At 64.3% G+C, this 22,327-nt stretch carries 24 protein-coding genes and 1 riboswitch; of the genes, 11 read left to right on the forward strand and 13 right to left on the reverse strand.

Annotation, left to right across the window (positions count from 1 at the left end; translation table 11 throughout):
- Positions 1-21: 21 nt before the first annotated feature.
- The 9 genes from J0909_RS15925 to recJ are packed head-to-tail and all read left to right on the forward strand — an operon-like array spanning position 22 to position 7,912.
- Complete coding sequence (locus tag J0909_RS15925; protein ID WP_207264355.1) at positions 22-1,323, forward strand: MiaB/RimO family radical SAM methylthiotransferase; 1,302 nt, start codon at positions 22-24, stop codon at positions 1,321-1,323.
- The gene (locus tag J0909_RS15930) at positions 1,320-1,853 is read left to right on the forward strand and encodes a DUF4416 family protein (RefSeq protein WP_207264356.1); all 534 of its coding nucleotides are present in this window, start codon (positions 1,320-1,322) and stop codon (positions 1,851-1,853) included. Before J0909_RS15925 ends, J0909_RS15930 begins: the two co-directional genes overlap by 4 nt.
- 43 nt (positions 1,854-1,896) lie before the next feature.
- A complete protein-coding gene (locus tag J0909_RS15935; protein ID WP_207264357.1) occupies positions 1,897-2,778 on the forward strand; it encodes a YicC/YloC family endoribonuclease in 882 nt (293 codons plus the stop codon).
- A gap of 6 nt (positions 2,779-2,784) precedes the next feature.
- Entirely contained in the window at positions 2,785-3,039 is a 255-nt protein-coding gene (locus J0909_RS15940; RefSeq protein WP_207264358.1) for a DUF370 domain-containing protein, read from the forward strand.
- Positions 3,040-3,681, forward strand: coding sequence for a guanylate kinase (gmk, locus tag J0909_RS15945; RefSeq protein WP_207264360.1), 642 nt, complete (start codon positions 3,040-3,042; stop codon positions 3,679-3,681).
- Positions 3,674-4,378 (forward strand): orotidine-5'-phosphate decarboxylase, encoded by a 705-nt coding sequence (gene pyrF / locus J0909_RS15950; RefSeq protein WP_207264362.1) that lies wholly within the window; start codon positions 3,674-3,676, stop codon positions 4,376-4,378. The genes gmk and pyrF overlap by 8 nt, the downstream gene beginning before the upstream one ends.
- Positions 4,379-4,387: 9 nt before the next feature.
- Positions 4,388-5,281 (forward strand): tetratricopeptide repeat protein, encoded by an 894-nt coding sequence (locus J0909_RS15955; protein WP_207264364.1) that lies wholly within the window; start codon positions 4,388-4,390, stop codon positions 5,279-5,281.
- Positions 5,282-5,323: 42 nt separating this feature from the next.
- Entirely contained in the window at positions 5,324-6,184 is an 861-nt protein-coding gene (locus J0909_RS15960) for an HDOD domain-containing protein (RefSeq protein WP_207264366.1), read from the forward strand.
- Positions 6,185-6,202: 18 nt separating this feature from the next.
- Entirely contained in the window at positions 6,203-7,912 is a 1,710-nt protein-coding gene (recJ, locus tag J0909_RS15965) for a single-stranded-DNA-specific exonuclease RecJ (protein ID WP_207264368.1), read from the forward strand.
- A gap of 86 nt (positions 7,913-7,998) precedes the next feature.
- Here recJ and lipA read toward each other — a convergent pair whose 3' ends face one another.
- The 4 genes from lipA to J0909_RS15985 are packed head-to-tail and all read right to left on the reverse strand — an operon-like array spanning position 7,999 to position 12,115.
- On the reverse strand, positions 7,999-8,868 hold the full coding sequence (lipA, locus tag J0909_RS15970) for a lipoyl synthase (RefSeq protein WP_207264370.1): 870 nt from the start codon (positions 8,866-8,868) through the stop codon (positions 7,999-8,001).
- Positions 8,798-9,457: a lipoyl(octanoyl) transferase LipB gene (gene lipB / locus J0909_RS15975; RefSeq protein WP_207264372.1), complete on the reverse strand. Its 660-nt coding sequence runs from the start codon at positions 9,455-9,457 to the stop codon at positions 8,798-8,800. Before lipB ends, lipA begins: the two co-directional genes overlap by 71 nt.
- Positions 9,454-10,578, reverse strand: a complete 1,125-nt coding sequence (locus J0909_RS15980; RefSeq protein ID WP_207264374.1) for a small ribosomal subunit Rsm22 family protein — start codon at positions 10,576-10,578, stop codon at positions 9,454-9,456. Before J0909_RS15980 ends, lipB begins: the two co-directional genes overlap by 4 nt.
- On the reverse strand, positions 10,568-12,115 hold the full coding sequence (locus J0909_RS15985; protein WP_207264376.1) for an ASKHA domain-containing protein: 1,548 nt from the start codon (positions 12,113-12,115) through the stop codon (positions 10,568-10,570). Before J0909_RS15985 ends, J0909_RS15980 begins: the two co-directional genes overlap by 11 nt.
- Positions 12,116-12,244: 129 nt before the next feature.
- On the opposite strand from J0909_RS15985, the gene J0909_RS15990 reads away from it, so the two are divergent.
- Positions 12,245-13,138, forward strand: a complete 894-nt coding sequence (locus J0909_RS15990; RefSeq protein ID WP_207264378.1) for an alpha/beta fold hydrolase — start codon at positions 12,245-12,247, stop codon at positions 13,136-13,138.
- Positions 13,139-13,160: 22 nt separating this feature from the next.
- On the opposite strand, the gene J0909_RS15995 is transcribed toward J0909_RS15990, so the two are convergent.
- The 9 genes from J0909_RS15995 to J0909_RS16035 all read right to left on the reverse strand — a co-directional run bounded on the left by J0909_RS15995 (position 13,161) and on the right by J0909_RS16035 (position 21,549).
- A complete protein-coding gene (locus tag J0909_RS15995; RefSeq protein ID WP_207264380.1) occupies positions 13,161-13,955 on the reverse strand; it encodes a sirohydrochlorin cobaltochelatase in 795 nt (264 codons plus the stop codon).
- Positions 13,952-14,665: a precorrin-2 C(20)-methyltransferase gene (gene cobI / locus J0909_RS16000; protein ID WP_207264382.1), complete on the reverse strand. Its 714-nt coding sequence runs from the start codon at positions 14,663-14,665 to the stop codon at positions 13,952-13,954. The genes J0909_RS15995 and cobI overlap by 4 nt, the downstream gene beginning before the upstream one ends.
- 69 nt (positions 14,666-14,734) lie before the next feature.
- Positions 14,735-15,628: an ABC transporter substrate-binding protein gene (locus J0909_RS16005; protein ID WP_207264384.1), complete on the reverse strand. Its 894-nt coding sequence runs from the start codon at positions 15,626-15,628 to the stop codon at positions 14,735-14,737.
- Complete coding sequence (locus J0909_RS16010) at positions 15,625-16,410, reverse strand: ABC transporter ATP-binding protein (RefSeq protein ID WP_207264386.1); 786 nt, start codon at positions 16,408-16,410, stop codon at positions 15,625-15,627. Before J0909_RS16010 ends, J0909_RS16005 begins: the two co-directional genes overlap by 4 nt.
- Complete coding sequence (locus tag J0909_RS16015; RefSeq protein ID WP_207264387.1) at positions 16,403-17,440, reverse strand: FecCD family ABC transporter permease; 1,038 nt, start codon at positions 17,438-17,440, stop codon at positions 16,403-16,405. Before J0909_RS16015 ends, J0909_RS16010 begins: the two co-directional genes overlap by 8 nt.
- Before the next feature lie 4 nt (positions 17,441-17,444).
- On the reverse strand, positions 17,445-18,419 hold the full coding sequence (locus tag J0909_RS16020; protein WP_207264388.1) for a sirohydrochlorin cobaltochelatase: 975 nt from the start codon (positions 18,417-18,419) through the stop codon (positions 17,445-17,447).
- Between the two features lie 122 nt (positions 18,420-18,541).
- Positions 18,542-18,719: riboswitch (cobalamin riboswitch) on the reverse strand.
- A 13-nt stretch (positions 18,720-18,732) separates the two neighbouring features.
- Entirely contained in the window at positions 18,733-20,403 is a 1,671-nt protein-coding gene (locus J0909_RS16025) for a chemotaxis protein CheA (protein ID WP_207264389.1), read from the reverse strand.
- Between the two features lie 9 nt (positions 20,404-20,412).
- Positions 20,413-21,138 (reverse strand): Hpt domain-containing protein, encoded by a 726-nt coding sequence (locus J0909_RS16030; RefSeq protein WP_207264390.1) that lies wholly within the window; start codon positions 21,136-21,138, stop codon positions 20,413-20,415.
- A gap of 15 nt (positions 21,139-21,153) precedes the next feature.
- The gene (locus J0909_RS16035; RefSeq protein ID WP_207264391.1) at positions 21,154-21,549 is read right to left on the reverse strand and encodes a response regulator; all 396 of its coding nucleotides are present in this window, start codon (positions 21,547-21,549) and stop codon (positions 21,154-21,156) included.
- 182 nt (positions 21,550-21,731) lie between these two features.
- Between J0909_RS16035 and J0909_RS16040 the strand changes: the two genes are divergently transcribed.
- The gene (locus J0909_RS16040) at positions 21,732-22,322 is read left to right on the forward strand and encodes a TrmH family RNA methyltransferase (RefSeq protein WP_207264392.1); all 591 of its coding nucleotides are present in this window, start codon (positions 21,732-21,734) and stop codon (positions 22,320-22,322) included.
- Positions 22,323-22,327: the final 5 nt, after the last annotated feature.

Here is a 22,327-nt window from a genome sequence, read left to right on the forward strand (position 1 = left end):
ATCGGACAGGCGAATCCTAGCATGACAACCTTCCATACCGCCACCCTGGGCTGCAAGATCAACCAGTACGAGACGCGCTCCATTGCCGAGGCCTGGACCGGGCGGTCGGCCGTTGAGGTGGCGGACCCGCGCGAGGCGGACCTCATCCTGGTCAATTCCTGCGCCGTGACCGCCAATGCCGTGGCCGATCTGCGCCAGGCCGTGCGTCGCTTTCACCGCGACAACCCCGAGGCCGGGATCATCATCACCGGGTGCGCGGCCCAAGTCCTGCCCGACGAACTGGTGCAGCTTCCCGGCGTGATCCGGGTGGTGGCCCAGGCGGACAAGGCCCGGCTGCTGGACGGCCCCGAGGCGGGCGGGGAGGAATCGGGGCTCGACGGGGAAAAACCGGGATTCGCGCCCTTTTCCATCACCGGCTACGGTCGGGCCCGGGCCGTGGTCAAGGTCCAGGACGGCTGTTCCCATTTCTGCACCTACTGCATCGTGCCCCTGACGCGCGGCCGATCCGTGAGCCGCGACATGGCCGAGGTGGAGGCCGAGGTGTCCCGGCTGCTCGGGGCGGGATTCCGCGAATTCATCCTGAGCGGCATCAACCTGCGCCATTTCGGGCGAGATCTCCCCGGCAAGCCGGACTTCTGGGACCTGGTGGCCCGCTTGGAGAAGACGTTCGCCCTGGACTGGGCCGGGCGGGCGCGTCTGCGCATCTCCTCCGTGGAGCCGGGGCAGTTGACCGACAAGGCGCTCGACGTGCTCGGCGCGTCCCGACTGGTCTGCCCGCAACTGCACCTGTCCCTGCAAAGCGGCGACTCGGATGTGCTCAAGGCCATGGGGCGCGGCCATTATTCGCCGCAATCCGCCGTGGACTTCATGGAGCGGCTGAAGCCCCGTTGGCCGGTCATGGGATTGGGGGCGGACTTGATCACCGGGTTCCCGGGCGAGACCGAGTCCCAGTTCGAGCATACCCTGGAATTGTGCCGGGCCCTGCCGCTGACCTACGGCCATGTCTTTCCTTATTCCGAACGTCCCGGCACTCGCGCGGCGGACCTGCCCGGCGCGGTTGACGTGGCGGTGCGCAAGGAGCGCGCGGCCCGACTGCGCAAGCTGGTCGGCCGAAAAAAGACGACCTTTCTGCAACGGCTCCTGACCCTGCCGCATCTCGACGTTCTGGTTCAGGATGCGCGCGGGCGCGGGGTGTCCGAGTATTACGCGGCCTGCCGCTTCGAGGAATCGCCGGGCGTCCCCCCGCGTTCTCTGGCCCGGGCGCGCCCCGTGCGCGTGGACAAGGGCGTGGTCGTGGTCGAGCCCTTGGAGGCGGTGGCATGAGCACGCCCAGGACACCCGATCCGGGGATGCTGGTCATCTCCGTGCTGAGCGCGGATTGGTCCGCGTTCTGGCCCGGGGTGAGCGCGGAGCTTGAACAGCGGTTCGGCCCGTTCTCGGCCTCGGAGCCGTTTCCCTTCGTCGAGACCGAATATTACGACGAGGAACTGGGGACTCCCATCACCCGGCGGCTCGTCGCCTTCGAGGAACTGCGCCCGCTCGGTGATTTGGCCGACATCAAGCTGTGGACCAACGCGGTGGAGCAGCGCTTCGCCCAGGACGGGCGGCGGCTGTTCAACCTGGACCCGGGCTTCCTGACCCTGCAATCCCTGGTCCTGGCCACGGGCAAGAATTTTTCCCACCGCGTTTATCTCAAGGACGGCATCTGGGCGGACTTGACCCTCATGTGGCAGCGCAAGCGGTGGGTGGATTTTCCCTGGACCTTCCCGGATTACGCGGGCGAGGCCATGAAAACGCGGCTGACAAAGCTGCGCCTGTCGTATAAAAACAAGCTCAGCAAGCCGCAAACGTGACGTTTTCGCGCAATACGCGGCTCCCAACCATAAGGAAAGATATATGCCAGTTAGCATGACCGGCTTTGGCCGGTTCGAGACCAATGAACACGCCTGGACGCACGTCTGGGAGATCAAGAGCGTCAACGGCAGGTTTTTGGACGTCAAATGGCGCATGCCCAGCTCCCTGCGTTCCCTGGAGAACGGCTGGGAGCGCATCGTGCGCACCTACGCCTCGCGCGGCCGGGTGGACGTTTCCCTGAACCTTGAGGTTCTGGACGCCGGAGTGCTCGGCGTGTCCTTCAACGAAACCATGGCTACGGCCATGATCAGCCAGATGGAGAAGCTGGCCGAGGCCCGGGGCGAGATCTTCAACCCGGATTATAATCGGCTCCTGGCCATGCCGAACCTGTGGCGCGACAACTCCAACGAGCCCGATCCAGGGCTGGCCGAAAGCCTGAACAAGGGCCTGGAAGCGGCGCTCAAGAACTGGGTGGATGCCCGCGCCCGGGAAGGCGAGGCCCTGGTGGCCGATCTGAAGGCCCGCATGATCACCTTGCGGGAGCTGGCGGACAAGGTCCGCGAGCGCGTTCCGGAGATTTTGGAGGCCAAGAAGGCCGGGCTGCGGCAGCGCATCACCGACATGCTGGACTCGGCCAACGTCGAATTTTCCGAGGACCGCATGCTCCAGGAGGTGGCCTACCTTACGGACAAGCTCGACGTGTCCGAGGAATTGACCCGTCTGGACGCTCATCTGGAACGGCTGTCCGAAGTCCTTGCAGAGAAGGACGACGTGGGCAAGAAGCTCGATTTCCTGGTTCAGGAGACCTTCCGCGAGATCAACACCTGCGGCAACAAGGCCCAGGACACCGAGGTCAGCCGGTTGGTGGTGGATTTCAAGGCGGAGCTGGAACGCTGCCGCGAACAGGTGCAAAACATCGAGTAGGTGCGCATGCAGAAACAGGGATTACTCAACGTCGGTTTCGGCAATTTCGTGGTGCTTGACCGGGTTATTTCCATCGTCAATCCATCCAGTGCGCCCATGCGGCGTCTGCGCGAGGACGCCCGCGCAGACGGGCGGCTTATTGACGCGACCCAGGGTCGCAAGACTCGGGCGATCATCGTCACCGACTCCAACCACGTTGTCTTGTCCGCCATTCAGGCCGAGACCATCGGGCAGCGGTTCAGCGCGGACGAGGGGGAATAGGTGACCTTTGACGATCATACGTTCCGGCTGGGGCAGGTCCTGGTGGTCTGCGCCCCCAGCGGCACGGGCAAGAGCACGCTCATCGCCATGTTGCGCGAGGAATACCCGGACTTCGGCTTTTCCATTTCCTACACCACCCGCGCCCCGCGCGGCACGGAACAGGACGGCCGGGAATACCACTTCGTGTCCCGCGATACCTTCGTGGCCATGCGCAGCAGGGGAGCTTTCTGCGAATGGGCCGAGGTCCACGGCAACTTCTACGGCACGGCCACCAAGCCGGTGGAGGAGATGCTGCACCGGGGGCGGGATGTGCTCTTCGACATCGATGTCCAGGGTGCCAAGCAGCTCAGGAAGACCTTTTACAAGGGTACCTTCGTCTTTCTGCTTCCGCCGTCCCGCGAGGAACTGGTCCGCCGTCTCAAGGGGCGCGGCACCGACTCCGAGGAGTCCATCGCGAAAAGGCTGGCCAATGCCTCTGGCGAACTGGCCCAGGCCGAGTGGTTCGATTACTGGGTGGTCAACGACGATCTGAACGAGGCCTACAGTGAGCTCAAGGCTGTCTATCTGGCCGGGAAGTGCAAGCCGTCGCTGCGCCCCGGCATTCTGGACAACATTATGAGGACGTGGGAAAACGATGGCTGAACTCGTTGTTGCACTGGATTTTAGAGACGCCGGGCAGGCGCTGGACATGGCTCGTACTCTGCGGGGCGTGGTCCCGTGGATGAAGGTCGGCCTGGAACTGTTCACGGCCGAGGGGCCCCGGGTCATCTGCGGACTCAAGGAGTTGGGCTTCAAGATCTTTTTGGATCTGAAATTCTTCGACATCCCCAATACGGTACAGGGCGCGGTGCGTTCGGCGGCGAGCCTGGGCGTGGACATGGTCAGCATCCACGCCTTGGGCGGCGAACGCATGGCCAGGGCGGCCATGGACGGATGCGCCGAGGGCGTGGTCTCCGGGCAGACGCCGCCCCTGGTTCTGGCCGTGACCATGCTGACCAGCATGGCGGCGGGCGACCTGCCCGTGGAGGGCGCTCCCGAACCCTCGGAGATGGTCCTTGACCTGGCTGTGAAAGCCAAGCAATATGGCTTAAATGGAGTGGTCTGCTCCGGCCTGGAGGTGGAGCGGATCAAAGCGGCTTGCGGGAGTTCGTTCGCCTGCCTGACCCCCGGTATTCGCCCGGCTTCAGCCGAGGCCGGTGATCAGCGGCGGGTGGTTACTCCGGGGGACGCGGTTCGCAACGGGTCGGACTTTCTGGTGGTGGGTAGGCCGGTGACAAGGGCCGAACGGCCCGAAGCAGTGGCCCGGGCGATCATCGAGGAGATGGACCGGGCTCAATAGGAGCGTTGGATGGCCGAACAGGAGCAGGGTGCCGAATCTCGGCACGAGATAGTCCGGGATGGAGCGGAGAAGATCATGGGGGTCTTCTCCACACAGACCGTGGCCAAGGTCGGCACGGGGACCACGCAGCGCAAGACGATCCAGAAGACTTACTGGGACGCCGAGGAACTCGACACCGGCGAAATTTCCGTCCAGCCCCTGAACCGCAACTACGTGCCGTCCGGCCCCAAGCGCAGTATTCCGCGCGATGATTTCCTGACCAAGTTTAATCCCGAGCCGGAATTCTACGTCTCCACGGTCTACCCGGCCATCAAGGAGATGGACGGGGCCATCGTGCGCGGCGAAAAGCATCGCGAACGCGGCGCGGCCTATTCCGCCGAGTTCGAATACCAGCAGGCCATGGCCATTGACGAGGATAACGTCCGTGCCAATTTCGGCCTGGGGCTGACCTACCTCGACCGGGGCGACCAGACCAAGGCCAACGACATTTTCGAGCGACTGGTGGGGCTTGAAGCGGCCTTCGCCCCCGAGCATAAACACCTGTTCAACGATTTCGGCATCAACATGCGCAAGAACAGGATGTACGATCAGGCCCTGCAGTATTACCTTCGGGCCGAGCAACTGGTCCAGAACGACGAGCATCTGTTCCACAACATCGCCCGCTGCTACTTCGAGAAGGGGAACATCGAGGGGTGCAAGAAATATCTGCTCAAGAGCCTGGAGCTGAATCCGAACCTTGAAGCGAGTCTTAAATTTTGGGCCTTTCTCAAGGAAAAGGGATACGTGTCCAAGGACGAGGGCGCGGACGTGCGGGAGGCCAAGCCCGCCGCGCGCACCAGGAGTGATGCCAAAGCGGCGGACGGGGAAAAGCCGGTCCCGGCCGCGCCTATCAAGCTGGATTGAGGCGTCCGGTGAGTCGCCGGTCGGCTCGGGGCAGGAGTGTTCATGAATCAGGACAAGATCCAGGGTTTTCTTCAGGAACTGCCGCTCATGCGCGAGGACCTGCCATTCTCGCCCGAGGTTTTGAGCCGGCTGTTTATCCAGACGGGCAACGGCTCCCTGGCCTCCATGGAGGACGTGGGAGAAACCCTGAGCCGGGATCAGGGGCTGACCGCCCGTATCCTGAAGCTGGCCAATTCCGCCTATTACGGGCTCCAGGCCGCAGTCTTGTCCGTGCCGCGCGCGGCCGCTGTTCTGGGCATGGCCGAAATCCGCAACATCGTCCTGGCGCTCGGCGTGGACGGCCTGACCAAGCGTTATCCCATGCCCGAGGATTTTGACCTCGGCCGCTACTGGACCCATCAGTTCATGGTGGCCATGGTGGCCAAGGAACTGTCCGACATGACCGACGTGGGCAAGCCGGAAAATCTGTTCACTTCCGGGTTGCTCCATGATTTCGGCAAGTTGGTCATGGCCTTGAAACGGCCCGAGGACTGGGCCGCCATCCGTGAGCTGGCCGAGAGCGAGGAACTGGCGGACAGTGACGCGGAGGAAAAATACTGGAGCCTTGACCACGCAGTCATCGGCGCGCTCGTGTTGCGCTCCTGGGATCTGCCCGCCGCACTGGTGGAACCGGTTAACTGGCACCATTCGCCGGACCTGTCGCCGGAATTCTCCAGCGAGGCCAACGTCATCAGCCTGGCCGACAGCGTGGTCCATGCCGTGGACGACCCGGACGGGCGTTACGGGGAGCGGGTGGACGAGCTTTGCCAGGCCGTGGACGTGGACATGGACGACCTTATGGAAGTCGCCGAGGAGTTGGTTGACTCGGACGACATCGAACAATTCGTGAACATACTCTCCTGACCACACGGGATCATCATCTTGCCTTGCATCTGGAAACCCCGCAACGAGGGGACCGCGCCGTCGTCGGCATCGGCCATGGCCGAGGAACTGAACGTATCACCGCTCATTGTGGAAATCCTCTGGAACCGGGGGTTGACCGACGTGGGCGAAATGGATCGCTTTTTGAGTCCGCTGCTCCGGCATATGGCCAACCCGGCCGAGGTGCCCGGCCTGACCGAGGCCGCCGAGACCATCGCCCGGGGACTGGACGAGGGCCGCCAGCTCGCGGTCTGGGGCGATTATGACGTGGACGGCATTACGGCCACGGCGGTCATCAAGGAATTCTTCGCCCTGCGCGGCCGGGAGGTCCTGCACCACCTGCCCAACCGCATGGAGGAAGGGTACGGCATGAACGTGCCCGGCGTGGAGGCACTTCACGCCCAGGGGGCGACCCTGCTTTTGACCGTGGACTGCGGTATCTCGGACCTCGCGCCCGTGGCCCGCGCCCGCGAACTGGGCATGACCGTGGTGGTCACGGACCATCACCTGCCCGGCGAGACCCTGCCCGAAGCCCATGCCGTGTGCGATCCGCGCCTCGGAGAGGGCGGGTCGTGCGACGACTTGGCCGGGGTGGGCGTGGCTTTCATGCTCGTGGTCGCCCTGAACCGGCTGTTGCCCGGCGAGCCCGTGGATGTGCGCCCGCTTCTCGACTTGGTGGCGCTGGGAACTATTGCGGACATCGTCCGGCTGACCGGCCAGAATCGTATCCTGGTCAAGAACGGTCTGCTGGTCATCAAGGAAGCCCGGCGGCCCGGCATGGCGGCGCTGAAAGTGGTCAGCGACTATGCCCGCCAGGCAGAGCTGGGGGCGGGGCAAATCGGCTTCCATCTGGCTCCGAGGATCAATGCGGCCGGACGCATGGGCGACCCGGAAAAGGCGCTCAACCTGCTGCTGGCCAAGGATTTCGACACGGCCATGCCCATTGCCGAGGAACTCGACGCCATCAACATGGAGCGCCGCCGCCAGGAGCAGGAGATCGCGGACGAGGCCCTGGCCCAGGCCGAAACCATGCGCCGTATGGCCGGACTGGTCCTGTTCGCGGATCACTGGCATCCGGGCATCATCGGCATCGTGGCCTCGCGCGTGGCGGAAAAATACTACCGCCCCACAATGCTGCTTTGTGCGCCCGACGGCCCCGAAGGACTGCTCAAGGGCTCGGGCCGGAGCATACCAGAGTTCAATCTTCATGACGGGCTGGCCTCGGTGGCCGATGTGCTTGCGGGGTTCGGCGGCCACGCCCAGGCCGCCGGGCTTTCTCTCAAGCCCGAGAATCTCGCCGTCCTGCGCGAGCGGTTCAACGACCACGTGATCGAGACCCTTGGAGCCGAACCGCTCACGCCGACCCTCAAGCTCGATCACGAACTGGCATTTTCCAACATCAACAACACCCTGCTCAAGGAGCTGGAATTGCTCCAGCCCTTCGGCATGGGCAACCCCGAGCCGGTCTTTGCCACCAAGCCGGTACGCGTGGCCGAGCACGCCCTGTTCGGCCGGGAAGGCGAACACGTCAAGCTCGTCCTGGAAGACGAAACGACCGGCACCAAGCTGCCGGGCAAGGCGTGGCGTATGGCCGACACCCTGACCCGCGCGGTGCACGGCAAGACCATGCGCTTTGCCTTCACCCCCAAGATCGACCGCTTCCGGGGCATTCCGAGCATCGACCTGCGCATTCGGGATTGGATCTTTTAGCCGTCAGGGAAAGGAAATCGGAAGGAAAAGGCCGACGCGATGACAACATCGCGTCGGCCTTGCCGTTTCATTCCCTCGCGCGCCGTTTAAACGAAGTCCGCCGCATTGTAGCTCGACCGCACCAGAGGGGCGCTGAACATGTGGCGGATGCCGCGTTTTTTGCCTTCCTCGGCATATCGGTCGAAGACCTCGGGTTCCACGTATCGCTTGACCATGGGGTGTTGGCGGCTGGGCTGCATGTACTGGCCGATGGTCACGATGTCGCAGTCGATGGCCGCGAGATCGTCCAGCACGGTCAGAATTTGTTCGTCCGTTTCGCCCAGGCCGACCATGATTCCGGACTTGGTCGGGATGTCCGGGCGTGAGCGCTTGGCGTTTTCCAACACGGTCAGGGACTGGCGGTAGTCGGCCTGGGGTCGGATGTCCCCGTACAGGACCGGCACGGTCTCCAAGTTGTGGTTGAGCACGTTGGGCCCGGCGTCGAGCACGGTTCCGAGCGCCGCCTCGTCGCCCTGGAAGTCCGGGATGAGGACTTCCACGGTGCAGCGGGGCATGGCCTCGCGTACGGCCCGGATGGTCGCCGCGAAGTGCGCGGACCCGCCGTCCGGGAGGTCGTCGCGGGTGACCGAAGTGATGACTACGTGTTTGAGCGCGAGCCGTCTTGCGGCCTCGGCCACGCGGGCCGGTTCGGTCGGATCCAGCGGTTCCATGTCCCCGGAGGCGATGTTGCAGAAGGCGCAGTTGCGCGTGCAGATGGCCCCCATGATCAGGAACGTGGCCACATTCTTGGAGAAACACTCCCATTTGTTGGGACATTTGGCGGATTGGCAGACCGTGTTCAGGTTGAGGTCGCCGATGAGCTCCGAGGTGTTGGAGAAGTTCTCGTTACTCGGCAGCTTGACCCGCAGCCACGGCGGAATCCGCAAAGGCTTTTGCAAAGGCTCGCTTGAAGACATCCTTGACTTCCTCCATGTCTATGTCCCGTCCGGCTTCGGCGGACAGGGAGGTGGGCACCGCGCCTTGGATGCCGCACAGGGTTATGGCGTTGAACAGGCTGACGTCGCGGGCCACGTTCAGGGCCAGACCATGGTAGGTCACCCAGTGGCGCACGCCGATGCCCATGGAACATATCTTGCGGGTTTCGTCCACCCAGACGCCGGGGTGCTTGGGCCGCCGTATGGTTTCAACCCCGAAGTGCGCACAGGTGTCCATGACCGCCTGTTCCATGTCGTGGAAGAATTCGCGCATGCCGCCGGGGCGCTTTTCCACCCGCCAGATGGGGTAGGCCACCAACTGTCCGGGGAAGTGGCAGGTGATGTTCCCGCCGCGCGTGGTCTGGACCAGCTCGATGCCGTGGGCGTCCAATTGCTCCGGGTTCAGGTGCAGGTTCTCGATACCGCCCTGGCGGCCCAGGGTGATGACCTTGGGGTGCTCCAACAGGAACAGGGTGTTCGTCCGTTCGCCGGCGGTCACGGCTGCCAAGGCCTCAAGTTGCAGGGTCTCGGCGTCTTTGTAGCCGATAAGCCCGAGATCGACGATCTTCATTTCGTGTTCTGGCCCTTGTAGGGGAGGATGAGCGCCTTGGACTTGAGATCCGTCCGGGGGTTGGACGGCCAGTCGGGCGCGAAGATTTGGCCCGGGAACAGGGGCCGGGTCCCGGGTGCGTATTCGAGCAAGGTCAGCCCCCGGTCGGAGCAGGCATACTGCCCCTTGCCGCCATGCAGCTTGAACGGTTCGGACACGGTCCGGACCAGCCCCCGGTGCGCTGCGCCACCGGGCGAAAAGTAGAGGAAGTTGAGGGACACATTGTCCTTTTCCAGGGACGCCTCGGCGGACACGGCTTCCAGCCAGTCGGGCGCGCCCTTGGTGGAGAAGTTGAAGTGGCACCATGGCCCCTGGCCCATGGCGGGCATGGGACATTCGCCCGCGTGCGGGCAGGGCGCGATGGGCTTGCAGCCCTTTTCCAGGAACTGGGCTCGCATCTCGGCCATGATTCGTCCGGCCAGCCGTACGCCGGTTTCCACCACCAGGATGCGGCCGGTCTCCTTGGTGGCTCCGACCATGTGTGCGGCCAGCTTTTCCGCCTGAGGCCGGGTCGCCCGGCCGGACCAGTCCAGTTCGTTGAAGGCGTTGGCGGCCATGAGCAGGTCCGCTTTGTCGCGGAGGTGCTCCGTGAATCCGCCCTTGACCGTCTTGATGCGCCAGGGCGAATCCTTGCCCGCCAGGGCCTGGAAGAGCTTTACGCCCGTCTGCATGCTCTTGGGCGCGATGTCCACGCAGGTGAAGGACAGCCGCCGGGTGCGCAGGTGCGGCCGGGCCATCCACAGGGCCAGGACCGTGGTCAGCGGACCGGTGCCGAGATCGGCCACTTGGCCGTCCTCCGGGATGTCCAGCTCCAGGCCGGTGAACAGGCGGGAGAGGCGGAACAGGTTCCAGGGCAGGAAATAGTAAAGGTACGGCGACAGGAACTTCGCGTCCGTCATGTATTCCTTGCGTCGCGTGGACCGTTCGTTGGTCAGGCTGCGCGACATATCGCGGATGTCGTACTTGAGCTGGTCGCGGTGCTTGCCCTTCAGCGGCCAGACGTCCTTGAGGATAGTCACGAAGCGGGCGAGTTGCTCGCAGTTGTCCTCGGTCAAATTGGGAAACAGGCCGTCAATCGACATAGCGGAAACGCATCCTCTTGATAAATTGGTCGCCGAAATCGGCATCGCCGGTCAAATCCACGCGGGTCAACCCTTCGGGCAGGGCCTCGGCGAAGGTTCGCGCCGCCGGGTCGGTCAAAAACAGTTCCGTGCCCCTGAGCGACGTATTGCCCGCCTTGACGGTCCGGGCCGCGCAGCCGGGGGGAATAAAGCCCAGGATCTCCAGGTCGGAAGGGGGGACGTGTTCGCCCAGCGCCCCGGCCAGATATATTTCCTTGAGTGAGCCGGGGCCGATTCCGGCGGCTTCGAGCAGGGCGGACACGGCCAGGTTGAAGGCCGCCTTGACCTTCAATATTTCCTCCACGTCCGAGGCCGGAAAGCGGATCGCGTCGTTGACAGTGAAGGCGGGCTCGCCGTCCACTGTCGCCACCCGTTCGGCCAGTCTCGCGGCCAGGGGGGTGGCCCCCGGGGCGAACCGTCCGGATTCGTCCAGCACGCCGTGGGTGCGCAGGATGGCGGCCAGGGACAGGTAGCCCGTGCCGGTCATCCCCGATCGGCCTGCGTTCGAGTCGTCAAAGTAGCGAGTCTCCAACCCTTTGGGGGTCAGCCGGAAGCCGGTGACGGCCCCCGGTCCGGCGGTGCGTCCGAAGGACAACCCCACACCTTCCAGGGCCGGGCCCATGGGCACGCTGGCGCACAGCCGCTTTTCGGGTGACAGGGCCAGGATGAATTCACCGTTGGTGCCCAGGTCGGCCAGCAGAAAGGGGTATTGCGGTGAGCCGCCGTACTCGACGGCGGTCAGCCCGGCGGACAGGTCGGCCCCGACGAATGGCGCGAGCAGGGGCGGGATGTATGCGGGCGGCAACTCCGCGCCGAGGCGTTTCTCGTCGCCGCCGGAATAGGACAGCCCGTAGGGCGCGGTCGCCAGTCCGTCTGGCTTTTTGCCGAGCAGGATATAGGTCATGGCCGGGTTGCCGGATATGGCCAGGCCGACGCATTGGCCGCCCAGGTTGCGCGCGGCGAGCGTGGCCAGCTCGGTGATGTGATCGGTGATCAGGGCGCGGAGCACGAACCGCCCTTCGGCGTCGGCGGCCGCGGCCAGTCGGGACATGACCTCGGAGCCCATGCCCATCTGCGGATTGAGTTCCCGGCCCGTGGCCACGGGCTCTCCGTCCACCAGGGCTGTCCAGTGGATGGATGTGGTTCCCAGGTCCACGGCCAGGGCAAAATCGCCGTTCGCCTGTTTGAGGGCGCGCACGGCGCGCGGGCTGCGTACCGGTTCGGGCAGTTCGATCTCGCATGGTTCGGACGGGTGCAGGCAGGCCAGCCGCCACCCCTGGTCGAGTTTGTCCCGGCCGAGTTTCTTCAGCTCCTCGCGGCCCGGTTCGGGTGCGTTCGCAAGGAAGCGCACGCGGCACAGGCCGCATTTCCCCAGGCCCGAGCACAGCGGCACGCCGTGCCACAGCCGGGAGAGAAAGATGGTCCGGGCCAGAGTGTCGCCCGGATGCGGCTCCAGGGCGAAGCGCTCGCCGTCGAAAGTGTGTATCAGTATGCTCACGTCTTCTCCGTAGGGAGGCAGACTAGCCCAAGGCAGTGCCCGTGTAAACGGCGGGGAACCGCTTGGCGGCCGCCGTGAAGGCTGGTAGGGATTGCAGACGATAAGGAATCAATAAAAAGGAAGGTATTCATGTCCCGGATAAAGGCCAATGGCATCGACATCGAGTATGATTCGTTCGGCGACGACAAGGGGCCCGCGTTGTTGCTGATTATGGGCGGGGGAAGCCAGATGATCTACTGGGAGTCCGGATTCTGCAGGATGCTGGCGGAACGGGGATTCCATGTGATCCGTTTCGACAACCGGGACATCGGCCTGTCCACCAAATTCGACGAGGCGGGCGAGCCCGATATCGCGGCGGCCATGGCCGGTCGGCCCGTGGAGCCCGCCTACACCCTGGAGGACATGGCGGACGACGCCGTGGGCCTGCTCGACGCCCTGGGCATCGGCAAGGCCCACATCTGCGGCGCCTCGGTCGGGGGCATGATCGCTCAGGTCGTTGCGTACCGGCATCCGGACCGCGTCCTGAGCCTGACGTCCATCATGTCGAGCACGGGTAATCCCGAATTGCCCAAGATTGCGGACGACGTCCTGGCCGAGGTGTACAAGCCGATCCCGGCCGAGCGGGAGGCGTTCGTCGCGCACCAAGTGACCATGTGGCGGAAGCTGTGGAGCCCCGGGTTCCCCTTCGAGGAGGAGCGGTTGCGGCGACTCCTGGGCGAGGGGTTTGACCGGTCCTACTATCCGCAGGGCATGGCCCGCCAGGGACTGGCCGTCATGGCCCACGGCTATCGAAAGTCCTCCATCGCCTCGATTCAGGCACCCACGCTCGTGATCCACGGCGACAGGGATCCCTTCATGTCCGTGGAGGGCGGTCGGGAGACGGCCCAACTCATACCGGGCGCGAAGTTGCTGATTATCAAGGGGATGGGGCACGACCTGCCGACGCCGGTCTGGCCGCGCATCGTGGACGCCATGGCCGAACACATGCGGTCGGCGGCCCGGCGGCGATCCGCTCAGGAGTGAGGGAGGTGGGGGTGAAGGCCCCCTAGCAGCGGTCCATGCGCCGCAGGGCGTCGTGGAGGTGGCTCAACCAGATGTCCACGAGGCAGTCGTATTCGCCCGTCCCCTTGAGCATGGGCTCGCATTCGATGCCCGCCTGTTCGAGGCGGCTCTTCCAGCTCGTTGCGGAGTCGCCGACCATGTCGCGGGCGGCGTGCCACCCCGCGCCGAAAAGGAAGGGCAGGAGGTGCGCCTTTTTCACGCCGTCGGCCCGGAACCGCTCGATGATCGCTTCGATGCCGGGTTCGGCCTCCATGGCCCCCAGGTGCACGGACCGGTCGCGCTTCTGGAAGGCGCGGTGCAGGGCCTCGTAGTAGACATTGCCGTCGTGTTTGGTGCCGTGGCCCATGAACAGCACGGCGTCATTCTCGCCCTTGCCCTGTTCGGCGATGGTCAGGACCGCGTCGGCCACTTCGTCGATGCCCGCCTCGCCCGCAACCAGCGGGAAGCCGACCTCCACGCGGTGGAAGCCGCCCTCGCGGAGTACTCGTTCGTTGGCCAGGCCCAGGAGTTCGTGAAACTCCGTGCCGGGAATGAGGTGCAGGGATTGGACGGCCACGTGGGTCACGCCCTCGTCGAGCAGTTTGTCCAGGGCGGCGGCCACGGAATCCACCTCTTCGCCCGCCTTTTTCATGTGCCCCCGGATGGTTTTGGAGGTGTAGGCCACGCGCACGGGCAGGTCGGGATAGGCCGCTTTGACCCGTTGCACGATGTGGGTCAGCGAGGCCATGGCGTTCTTGTGGCGGGAGCCGAAGGCGGCCAGGACGATGGCGGTGCTCACGATTTGTTCCTCTTGACCAGGGCCAGGGAGAAGTAATGCGGCTGGCTGGGGGCGTCCTTGATGTCCATGAGGATGGATTCCTCATCCATGCCCAGGCGGGAGACCAGGACCGTGGTGTCGGCCAGGCGGAGTTTGGTCAGCAGGGTGCGGATCTCGTCGAAATTCTTGTATGCCTTGAGGATGACCGCGTTGTCGGCGCAGTTGAGCTGTTCCTCCAGGCGGGCGGAATCGGCCACGCCCGAGGTGATCAGCAGGGATTCCTTGGATTCGCACAGGACCAGGCCGATGCGTGCGGCGGCGGCGTGGAAGGAGGTGATGCCCGGAATGGCCCGGAGCCTGAGGTCCGGGTTCATGGCCAGCAGCGTGCGCTGGAGATAGCCGTAGGTCGAGTAGGTCAGGGGGTCGCCCAGGGTCAGGAAGGCGGCGTCCTCGCCTCGGTCCAGGACTTCGGCCACGAGACGGGCGTTTTCGGACCAGGCGGCCTCCAGGGCATCCTTATCCGTGGTCATGGGAAAGCCGAGGCGGACGATCTTCACATCGTCCTTGAGGTGCGGCCGGGCGATTGCATAGGCCGTGGAGTAGTCGTTTTTGGTGGAGGCGGCGGCAAAGATCACGTCCACTTGTCCGAGGACGCGCACGGCCTTGAGGGTGAGCAGTTCCGGGTCGCCGGGGCCGACTCCGATGCCGTAGAGGGTGCCTTTTTGGGTCACGATGGATATCCGTTCTGTTTGTGCCGGTAGCCGACTGTGTCTGTTTTGCGCGGGTGCGTCAACTCGGGCCTAGGGATGGAGGAAGCGGAATATGATGTCGATGCCTTCGAGCAGGCGCAGGGTGGGCCGGGAGACCAGCCGTTCGTCCACCAGGAAGACGTTGCGGGTCAGGACCGCCTTGATGCGCGAGGCGGCCGGGCTGTTCACGATGTCCCGCACCGAGACGTCGTTCATGGTTCCGCGTTGGGCCAGATAAACGTCGATTTGGGGGCCCTTGCCCAGCAGGCGTTCCAGGCCGTAGTTCGCGATGTTCGTGCCGTGCCGGGGGCGGGCGTCGGTGGCCACGTTGGTGCCGCCGGCCTTTTCCAGGACGAACAGAGGCATGGAGCCGGGGGAGAAGGTGGCGGACTTGCTGTGGATGGACTCGAAGAACACGCCGGGCCGTTCGTCCATGGGGATGGTCGCCAGCCGGTCTTCGGCGCGGCTTATGCCCTCGCGGAAGTCCTCGATCATGTATTCGGCCTGGAGGTCGCGGCCGGTCAGCTTGCCCAGGGTGCGCCAGTAGTCGTACATGGCCTCCACGCTATCGGGCTGGAGCGAAACCACGGTCACGCCGTGACGCGCAAGGGCGTTCCACAGCCCGGCGTAGGCGCGCATGTGCATGGGCCGGATGAGGATCAGGTCCGGCTTGGTGGCCAGGAATTTCTCCACTCCGTCGCGGGCGTTGAAGCTCGGTCTGGACAGGGCTGCGGCCGGATAGTCCTCGCTTGTGGACACACCGATGATCTGTTCGTCCAGGCCGAGGCTGAAGAGGTTCTCGGTGTGTGCGCCGTACAGGGAGATGATCCGGGTGAACGGCTTGTCGAAGGTGATGGTCCGGCCCGAGTCGTCGGTGATGGCGCGGGCCTGGGCGGTGGAGCAGAAAAGCAGAATGAAGGCGAAGGTGAAGAGAAGGCGTTTCAAAATCGGGTTCCTTGGATATAGGCAATATGCGGTCCGTATTGGGTGTCCAGGACAGCGGCGCGCACGCCGAAGACCGCGAAGATGTTGTCGGGAGTAAGCGTCCGGGACACGTTGCCATAGGCGTGAACGGTCCCTTTGTCCAGCATGAGGATGGTGTCGCAGTAGCGGGCGGCCAGGTTCAGGTCGTGGAGCACGGCCACCACGGTGCGGCCCGCCCGGGCCAGCCGGGTCAGTTCCTCCATGGTCGTCATGGCGTGGCGGATGTCCATGGCCGAGGTAGGCTCGTCCATGAGCAGGGCCGGGGTTTCCTGGGCCAGGCCCCGCGCTACGGCGGTGCGTTGGCGTTCGCCCCCGGACAGGTCGGCCACCGCCCGGCGGCGCAGGTCGAACAGGTCCATGACGGACAGGGCTTGTTCGACGATTTCCAGGTCGCGGGCCTCGGCCCTGCTGAACCGGGGGATGTGCGGATGCCGCCCCATGAGCACGGTCTCGGCCACGGTGAAGGGGAACCGCAGGGTCTGGTCCTGGGAGACCAGGGCGCAACGGAGCGCCAGCCGGGCCGGGGGGCAGGCCGAGATGTCCTCGCCGTTGAGACGCACCGCGCCTTCCGTGGGCGCAAGGTGCCCGGCGAGCAGGTGGAGCAGGGTGGATTTGCCGCTGCCGTTGGGACCTACCACCCCATGCACCAGGCCGGGCGCGAAGTCCAGGGCCAGGCCGTGGAGGACCGGGGTGTCTCCATAGGCGAAGCCGAGGTCCTGGAGCGAGAAGGTGGCATTATCCACGGGCTGGCCTCCGCGACTGGCTGAATATCCAGCAGAAGACCGGGCCGCCGATGAGGGCGGTGAGCACGCCGATGGGCACCTCGTGGGGCAACAGGGCTCGAGTCACGGTGTCGGCCGCGAGCAGGAGGATGGCCCCGCCCAGGCCGGATGCGGGCAGCAGCCAGCGGTTGTCCGGGCCCACGACCATGCGCATGAGATGGGGCACGATGAGCCCGACGAAGCCGATGACGCCGCTCACGGCCACGCAGACTGCGCTGACCAGGGAGGCGGTAACCAGCAGGATCAACCGGACTCGGCCGGTGTCCACGCCCAGGCTGCGCGCCGGGCGCGTGCCCAGGCTCATAATGTTCAGGTCCCGCCCAAAATAGAGGCAGACCGCAAAGGCGAACAGGGTGGCCGCGCCCGCCAGGGCAGCGTCGTTCATGGTCCGGCCCACGAAGCTGCCCATGAGCCAGAAGACGATGACCGAGACGCGCTCGTCGGCCAGATATTTGATGAAGCTGATGCCCGCCGAGAGAATGGCCGAGACGATGACCCCGGCCAGGATGAGCGAGGCCGGGGAGAGTTCGCCGTCCCGGCCGGCCAGCCCGATGACGGCCGCCAGCGTCAGAACCGCGCCCGCGAAGGCCAGGGCCAGGAGCGTGGCCGGGCCGAAAAAGCTCAGCCCCAGAAGCAGGGCCAGGGCCGCGCCGAAGGCCGCGCCCGAGGATACGCCCAGGGTGAATGGATCGGCCAGGGGGTTGAGGAGCAGCCCCTGGAAGACCGCGCCCGCCATGGCCAGGCCGAAGCCCACGGCCAGACAAGTCAGGATGCGCGGCACTCGGACGTCGAGGAGGATGCCCGCCGTGGTCGAGTTCAGGGCGTCCGCCGCCCCCCGCAATCCGCTTGCCAGGCCGTGCAGGACCTCGCTCGGCGGGATGTGGATGACCCCCAGGGCGCAGGCGGCCAGGGCCAGCCCGGCCAGCGTGGCGGCGAGCAGCCCGACGATCAGACCATTGCGCAATGGAGTGCGGGAGGCGGCGTGGATCATACGGTTATTTCACGCCCGGGCGCGGGGCCATGGCGTCCTTGACGTGGGCCACGTACAGTTCGGCCCAGGCGTCGAGCATGCCCAGGCCGGTCAGGTCCGGGGTGACCTTGTATCCGGCCTTGGTGAGCTGGACCTTCCACGAGTCGTCCTCGTCGCCGGCCATGTCGTTGGAGGCATGGTCGCCGGCCACGATCATGAACGGCTTGAGCAGGATGTTCTTCTTGCCCGAATGCTTGAGCGCCACGGCCATGTCGGAGAAGGCGGGGAACCCTTCGACACAGCCGATGTAGATCGGGTAGTCGTAGGTTTCGCGCATGACCTTCTGGAATTCCGAGTAGATGCCGGTGGAGAAGTAGTCGTTGCCGTGGCCCATGTAGACCAGGGCGGCGTCCATCTTGCGGGCACGGTCCACATCGGCTTTCAAGGTCTTGGCCGCAGTGGCCAGATCCTCTGTATAGGGATGAGCCTCGCCGGGCATGCCCAGAGCCGGGCGGCCCAGAGCCAGCCGGACAAAGGGCGCATGGCGCGGCTTCAGGGTGCGAATGGACCTGAGAGAGCCGACCAGGGTGATCAGGTCGTGGAACTCCTCGCCCGCGAAGACATGCAGGGACTGCACGGTGATGTCGCGGTAGCCGTCGTTCTGGAGGTCCGCGATGGTCGCCAGGGGGTGCTTGACGTACAGGACTTCCTCGGGGATGTCGGCGTGCGCCTTTTTCCAGGCCGCGTCGTTCTGGCGCTCCTGCCATATCTTGCGGATGATGTTGGAGGTGAAGGCCAGCCGCACAGGCACGCCGGGGTTGGCCTGTTCCACTTTGGCCTTGATGTTCAGGATGGATTTGACCGCTTCGGGATAGGAAGTGCCGAAGGCGGCCAGGACCACGGCCTGTTTGGCCGGGCCTTCGTCGTGGTGCCCGGCCTGGGCCGGGACGGCCAGGAGCAGGGCGAGCAGCAGGAAGACGGCGTTTCTGACGAACGTCATGATGTTCTCCGATAAAGGGCGGGTGGGGAAAGAAAATCCCCTTCCTCTTCGAATTTAGAGGAAGGGGATCCGTATTTTCCCTTCTATACCTCAGCGGCAAGCCCACGTACCACCGCGGCAAGTCCATGTGATCGCTCCAGGCAGGTCTTCCGGCTGGTCCCTCCCGTTTCCGCCTTCCCGGGGCAAGCCCCAGTGGCATGTGTGGAAATGGTTCGGCAGAACGTCACGGCGGCGGGTCCGCTCCCGATTCGCACGGGATTCCCTATTGAGTCCGAGGACACCTGAAGATTGTGAACTATGCTCCGGAGGGCGTTTATGTCAAGGACGACCGTGCGTTCCTGGTGATACGTTCCTGGAACTGCTGGATCATCTCCTCGGCGTCGATGACCAGGGCGTCGGATTCGCCCATCATACCGTAACCCAGGATGGGTATGTTGAAGATTTCCTGGACCGGGACGGTGAAGCCGGTGATGACCACCTGTTGCTGCCTGAGGACCTCATCCACCAGGATGGCGCCCTTGTAGTCGCCTACTCGGACCACGATGGCTTGGGCCATCTCGATGTTGTCGATCTCCGGGGTTAGCTCAAGGAGGTCGGCCAACCGGAGCAGGGAATGAATCTCGCCGCGCACGTCCACGGTTTCACGGCCGTCCGGCAGTTCGACCACGTCGTTGCGCCGGGGCATGTAAATCTCGACCACGTCGCGGCTGGGCATGATGAAGGTGTCGCCGCCGACCTTGCAGACCAGGGCGTCCACGATGCCTTCGTTGGCCGAGCGGTCCAGCGGAATGGAAATGGTGAAGGCCGCGCCCTTGCCCAGCTCGCTTTGGATGGACACCTCGCCGTCCAGGGCGACCTTGATGGCGTTGACCACGGCGTCCATGCCCACGCCGCGCCCGGACACGTCGGTGATCTTTTCGGCGGTGGAAAAGCCGCTCTGGAGTACGAACTGGAGGATCTCCTCGGTTTTGTATTCCTTGTCCGGATCGGCCAACCCTTTTTCCAGGGCCTTGGCCAGGATGCGGTCGGGATCCAGGCCGCGCCCGTCGTCGGCCACCTGGATGAAGGCGCTGTCGCCCTTGCGCCAGGCGGACAGGGTCACGGTGCCGGACTCGGATTTGCCCGCGGCCTTGCGCCCCGCGGGATCTTCCAGCCCGTGGTCCACGGCGTTCCGGAGCAGGTGGACCAGAGGTTCGTTCAGGGACTCGACGATGGTCTTGTCCAGGGCCAGGTCGTCTCCCTTGACTTCGAAGTCGAGCTTCTTGCCGATCTTCTGGGACAGGCTCTTGACCAGCCGGTGCATGGGCATGAAAATTTGCTTGAGGGGCACCAGGCGGATGGCGTTGACCTCCTGCTGGAGGCGGGTGATGACGTTGTCCAACTCGCGCAGGCTGGAGGCCATCTGCGTCATGCTGGTGGCTCCTCCCTGGGCGATGACCGCGTAGGTGACCATGAGCTTGCCCACCAGTTCGATGACCCGGTCGAGGCGGTCCGTGGCCACGCGGATGGAGGAAATGGCCGTGGTCGAACCCTTGGCGTCGGGTTTGTTGTCGGACTTTGCGGCCAGGGCGGGCGTTGCGGGCGCCTTCTCCTCCTCTTCTGCTTCGGTCGCTTCGGCCTCGGCGGTGGGCGGTTCTTCGAAGGCCTTGGCCGCATCCTCCTCGGATTCCTCGACGGCCGGTGCGGACGGAGCGGTCTTGATCTTGGCCAGGGCGTCGGTGCTGCCCTGGAGCAGGCCGCCCAAGGCGAAGAAAAATTTCTTCTGGGCTTCGCAGATGCCCAGCATGGCGGTGATGATTTCGTTGTTGACCGGCGTGATGCCGTCCTTGAGCATGTCGATCAGGGCGATGACCCCGGCCGAGGAGAGCTGCATGCACGACAGGCCTAGGGCATCGATAACCGCCTCGACCCCTTGGCCGGTGGCGTCCACTTCGAGAATCTGCTTCTCGATGTCCTCGATGCACTGGATGATGCTGTCCTGCATGATTTCCCCTTATTGCGCGGTGAAGTAGGTTTCCCTGTCGGGATATACGGAAATGGTCTTGTCGAGGCCCCAGCCTATGAGGGTTTGCCGGGCGTCGGGGGAGACATTGCAGGCCGCGATCTTGAAGGTGGTGCCCATGCTCGCCACGGCGGCCCACGCCCCGGAGCCGAAGGTCAGCACCCCGGACAGGTCCAACAGCACGGGGTCCCCGGGTTCGATGGACAGGATGGCGGAGATGATCGGCTTGAACTGTCCATCCATGTGGACGCGCGGGTCCTTGACCTTGATGATGGTCACCCCGTCGCGGGTCTCCACCTCCACGCCTGCGCCCAGGGCTTCGCTTTCGACCTGTTCGGAGGAGGAGGCTTCTGCAATCAGGCCCAGGACCTCCTCCTGCTCTTCGGTGTCCAGGTCGCCCTCGCGGAGCTGCTCCAGAACCTGGAAGATCATGTTTACCCCGCGCGAGAGCAGGGTCACGTTGTCCGGGGTGGACTCCACCTCGCCGGACTGTACCTTCTTCAGGAAGTCCTCGATTTTGTGGGTGAAGTGGGAGGCCGTCTCGAACCCCGCCATGAAGCCGGTGACGCCCTTGATGGTGTGCAGGGGACGGGCCAGGATCTCGATGCCTTGGGCGAGTTCGTCGCCTTCAAGCAATTCGAGCCCCTCCATCACCTGGGGATAGTACTTGTCGTTTACTTCGGAGAAGAACTCCTCAACCATCGGGTCTTCGCTCATCACGGGTCCTTGATCTTACTTGTGCAGGAGCCCGAGCTTTTCCAGCTCGGCATACAGTTTGTCCTTGGCGACCGGCTTGACGATGTAGGCCGAGGCCTCGCCGTCGTGAAAGGTTCGGATGACCGTTCGGGGATCGTCCAGGGCCGTGGTCATGATCACCTTGGCCCGCGGGCGATAGTCGTTGTCCACTTCGAGGGCTCGAATCTTTTGTAGCGCCTCGATGCCGTCCACCTCGGGCATCATGATGTCCATGAGGATCAGGTCATACGGCCTGTTCTCGCTGTGACCCATCTTGAAGGCCTCGACCGCTTCCCGGCCGTTGACCACAATGTCCACGTCGAAAAGGGTCATCAGGAAAGACCGCAGGACCTTGCGGCTTAGGAATTCGTCTTCGACAATGAGTGCACGCATTACAAACTCCGCTTTCTTACCGGGAAAGAGTCTCCAAGTCTTCTTTTCCTATGTAAAGTGAAAAAATGTCAATATGATGATAAAGATTAATCATCCGCATCACATTATAATCTGTTCTTCCATGTCGGCGCCGACCGTTGTCCGGGGTTGCCAAATCATTGCGGAATGGATACCAACCCCGCATGCCCAAACAGATAACGGAAGCGAGGAAAAAGCGCATCGACGCGGTGTTGGCCAGGCGGCAGACGGACCTGACCCTGGTCATGGACAACATCTGGGATCCGCACAACGTCTCGGCGGTCCTCAGAAGCTGCGACGCCTTCGGCGTGGCCGGGGTCCATCTCTATTATACGGATTCCCAGTGGCCGGACCTGGCCCAGAAGAGTTCGGCCTCGGCCAAGAAATGGATCGAGCGCACCGAGCACGTCGATGCGGCCGAGATGGTCGCCGAACTCAAAGGGCAGGGTATGCGCATCCTCAGGACCGGGTTTTCGGAGACGGCCCGTCCGGTCATGGATTTCGATTTCACCAAGCCCACGGCGATCATCCTGAGCAACGAGCACCGGGGCACTTCCCCGGATCTGGCCGCCCTGGTTCCCGACGAAATATACATTCCCATGCAGGGCATGGTCCAGAGCTTTAACGTGTCGGTCGCTGCGGCCATCATATTGTATCAGGCGTTCACCCAGCGGGACGCTGCAGGCATGTACGACGAACCCTCCTTCTCCAGGGAGGAACTGGAATCCCTCAAACTCCAATGGTATTCGAGGTAAGGAGA

Source organism: Desulfovibrio sp. Huiquan2017 (assembly GCF_017351175.1).
GTDB lineage: Bacteria > Desulfobacterota > Desulfovibrionia > Desulfovibrionales > Desulfovibrionaceae > Pseudodesulfovibrio.

Bases quoted from the DNA above. Each gene is read 5' to 3' on its own strand.
- J0909_RS15925 (WP_207264355.1), top strand. From the start codon at position 22: ATGACAACCTTCCATACCGCCACCCTGGGCTGCAAGATCAACCAGTAC.
- J0909_RS15930 (WP_207264356.1), top strand. From the start codon at position 1,320: ATGAGCACGCCCAGGACACCCGATCCGGGGATGCTGGTCATCTCCGTG.
- J0909_RS15935 (WP_207264357.1), top strand. From the start codon at position 1,897: ATGCCAGTTAGCATGACCGGCTTTGGCCGGTTCGAGACCAATGAACAC.
- J0909_RS15940 (WP_207264358.1), top strand. From the start codon at position 2,785: ATGCAGAAACAGGGATTACTCAACGTCGGTTTCGGCAATTTCGTGGTG.
- pyrF (WP_207264362.1), top strand. From the start codon at position 3,674: ATGGCTGAACTCGTTGTTGCACTGGATTTTAGAGACGCCGGGCAGGCG.
- J0909_RS15955 (WP_207264364.1), top strand. From the start codon at position 4,388: ATGGCCGAACAGGAGCAGGGTGCCGAATCTCGGCACGAGATAGTCCGG.
- J0909_RS15960 (WP_207264366.1), top strand. From the start codon at position 5,324: ATGAATCAGGACAAGATCCAGGGTTTTCTTCAGGAACTGCCGCTCATG.
- lipA (WP_207264370.1), bottom strand. From the start codon at position 8,868: ATGTCTTCAAGCGAGCCTTTGCAAAAGCCTTTGCGGATTCCGCCGTGG.
- lipB (WP_207264372.1), bottom strand. From the start codon at position 9,457: ATGAAGATCGTCGATCTCGGGCTTATCGGCTACAAAGACGCCGAGACC.
- J0909_RS15980 (WP_207264374.1), bottom strand. From the start codon at position 10,578: ATGTCGATTGACGGCCTGTTTCCCAATTTGACCGAGGACAACTGCGAG.
- J0909_RS15990 (WP_207264378.1), top strand. From the start codon at position 12,245: ATGTCCCGGATAAAGGCCAATGGCATCGACATCGAGTATGATTCGTTC.
- J0909_RS16015 (WP_207264387.1), bottom strand. From the start codon at position 17,440: ATGATCCACGCCGCCTCCCGCACTCCATTGCGCAATGGTCTGATCGTC.
- J0909_RS16020 (WP_207264388.1), bottom strand. From the start codon at position 18,419: ATGACGTTCGTCAGAAACGCCGTCTTCCTGCTGCTCGCCCTGCTCCTG.
- J0909_RS16025 (WP_207264389.1), bottom strand. From the start codon at position 20,403: ATGCAGGACAGCATCATCCAGTGCATCGAGGACATCGAGAAGCAGATT.
- J0909_RS16030 (WP_207264390.1), bottom strand. From the start codon at position 21,138: ATGAGCGAAGACCCGATGGTTGAGGAGTTCTTCTCCGAAGTAAACGAC.
- J0909_RS16035 (WP_207264391.1), bottom strand. From the start codon at position 21,549: ATGCGTGCACTCATTGTCGAAGACGAATTCCTAAGCCGCAAGGTCCTG.
- J0909_RS16040 (WP_207264392.1), top strand. From the start codon at position 21,732: ATGCCCAAACAGATAACGGAAGCGAGGAAAAAGCGCATCGACGCGGTG.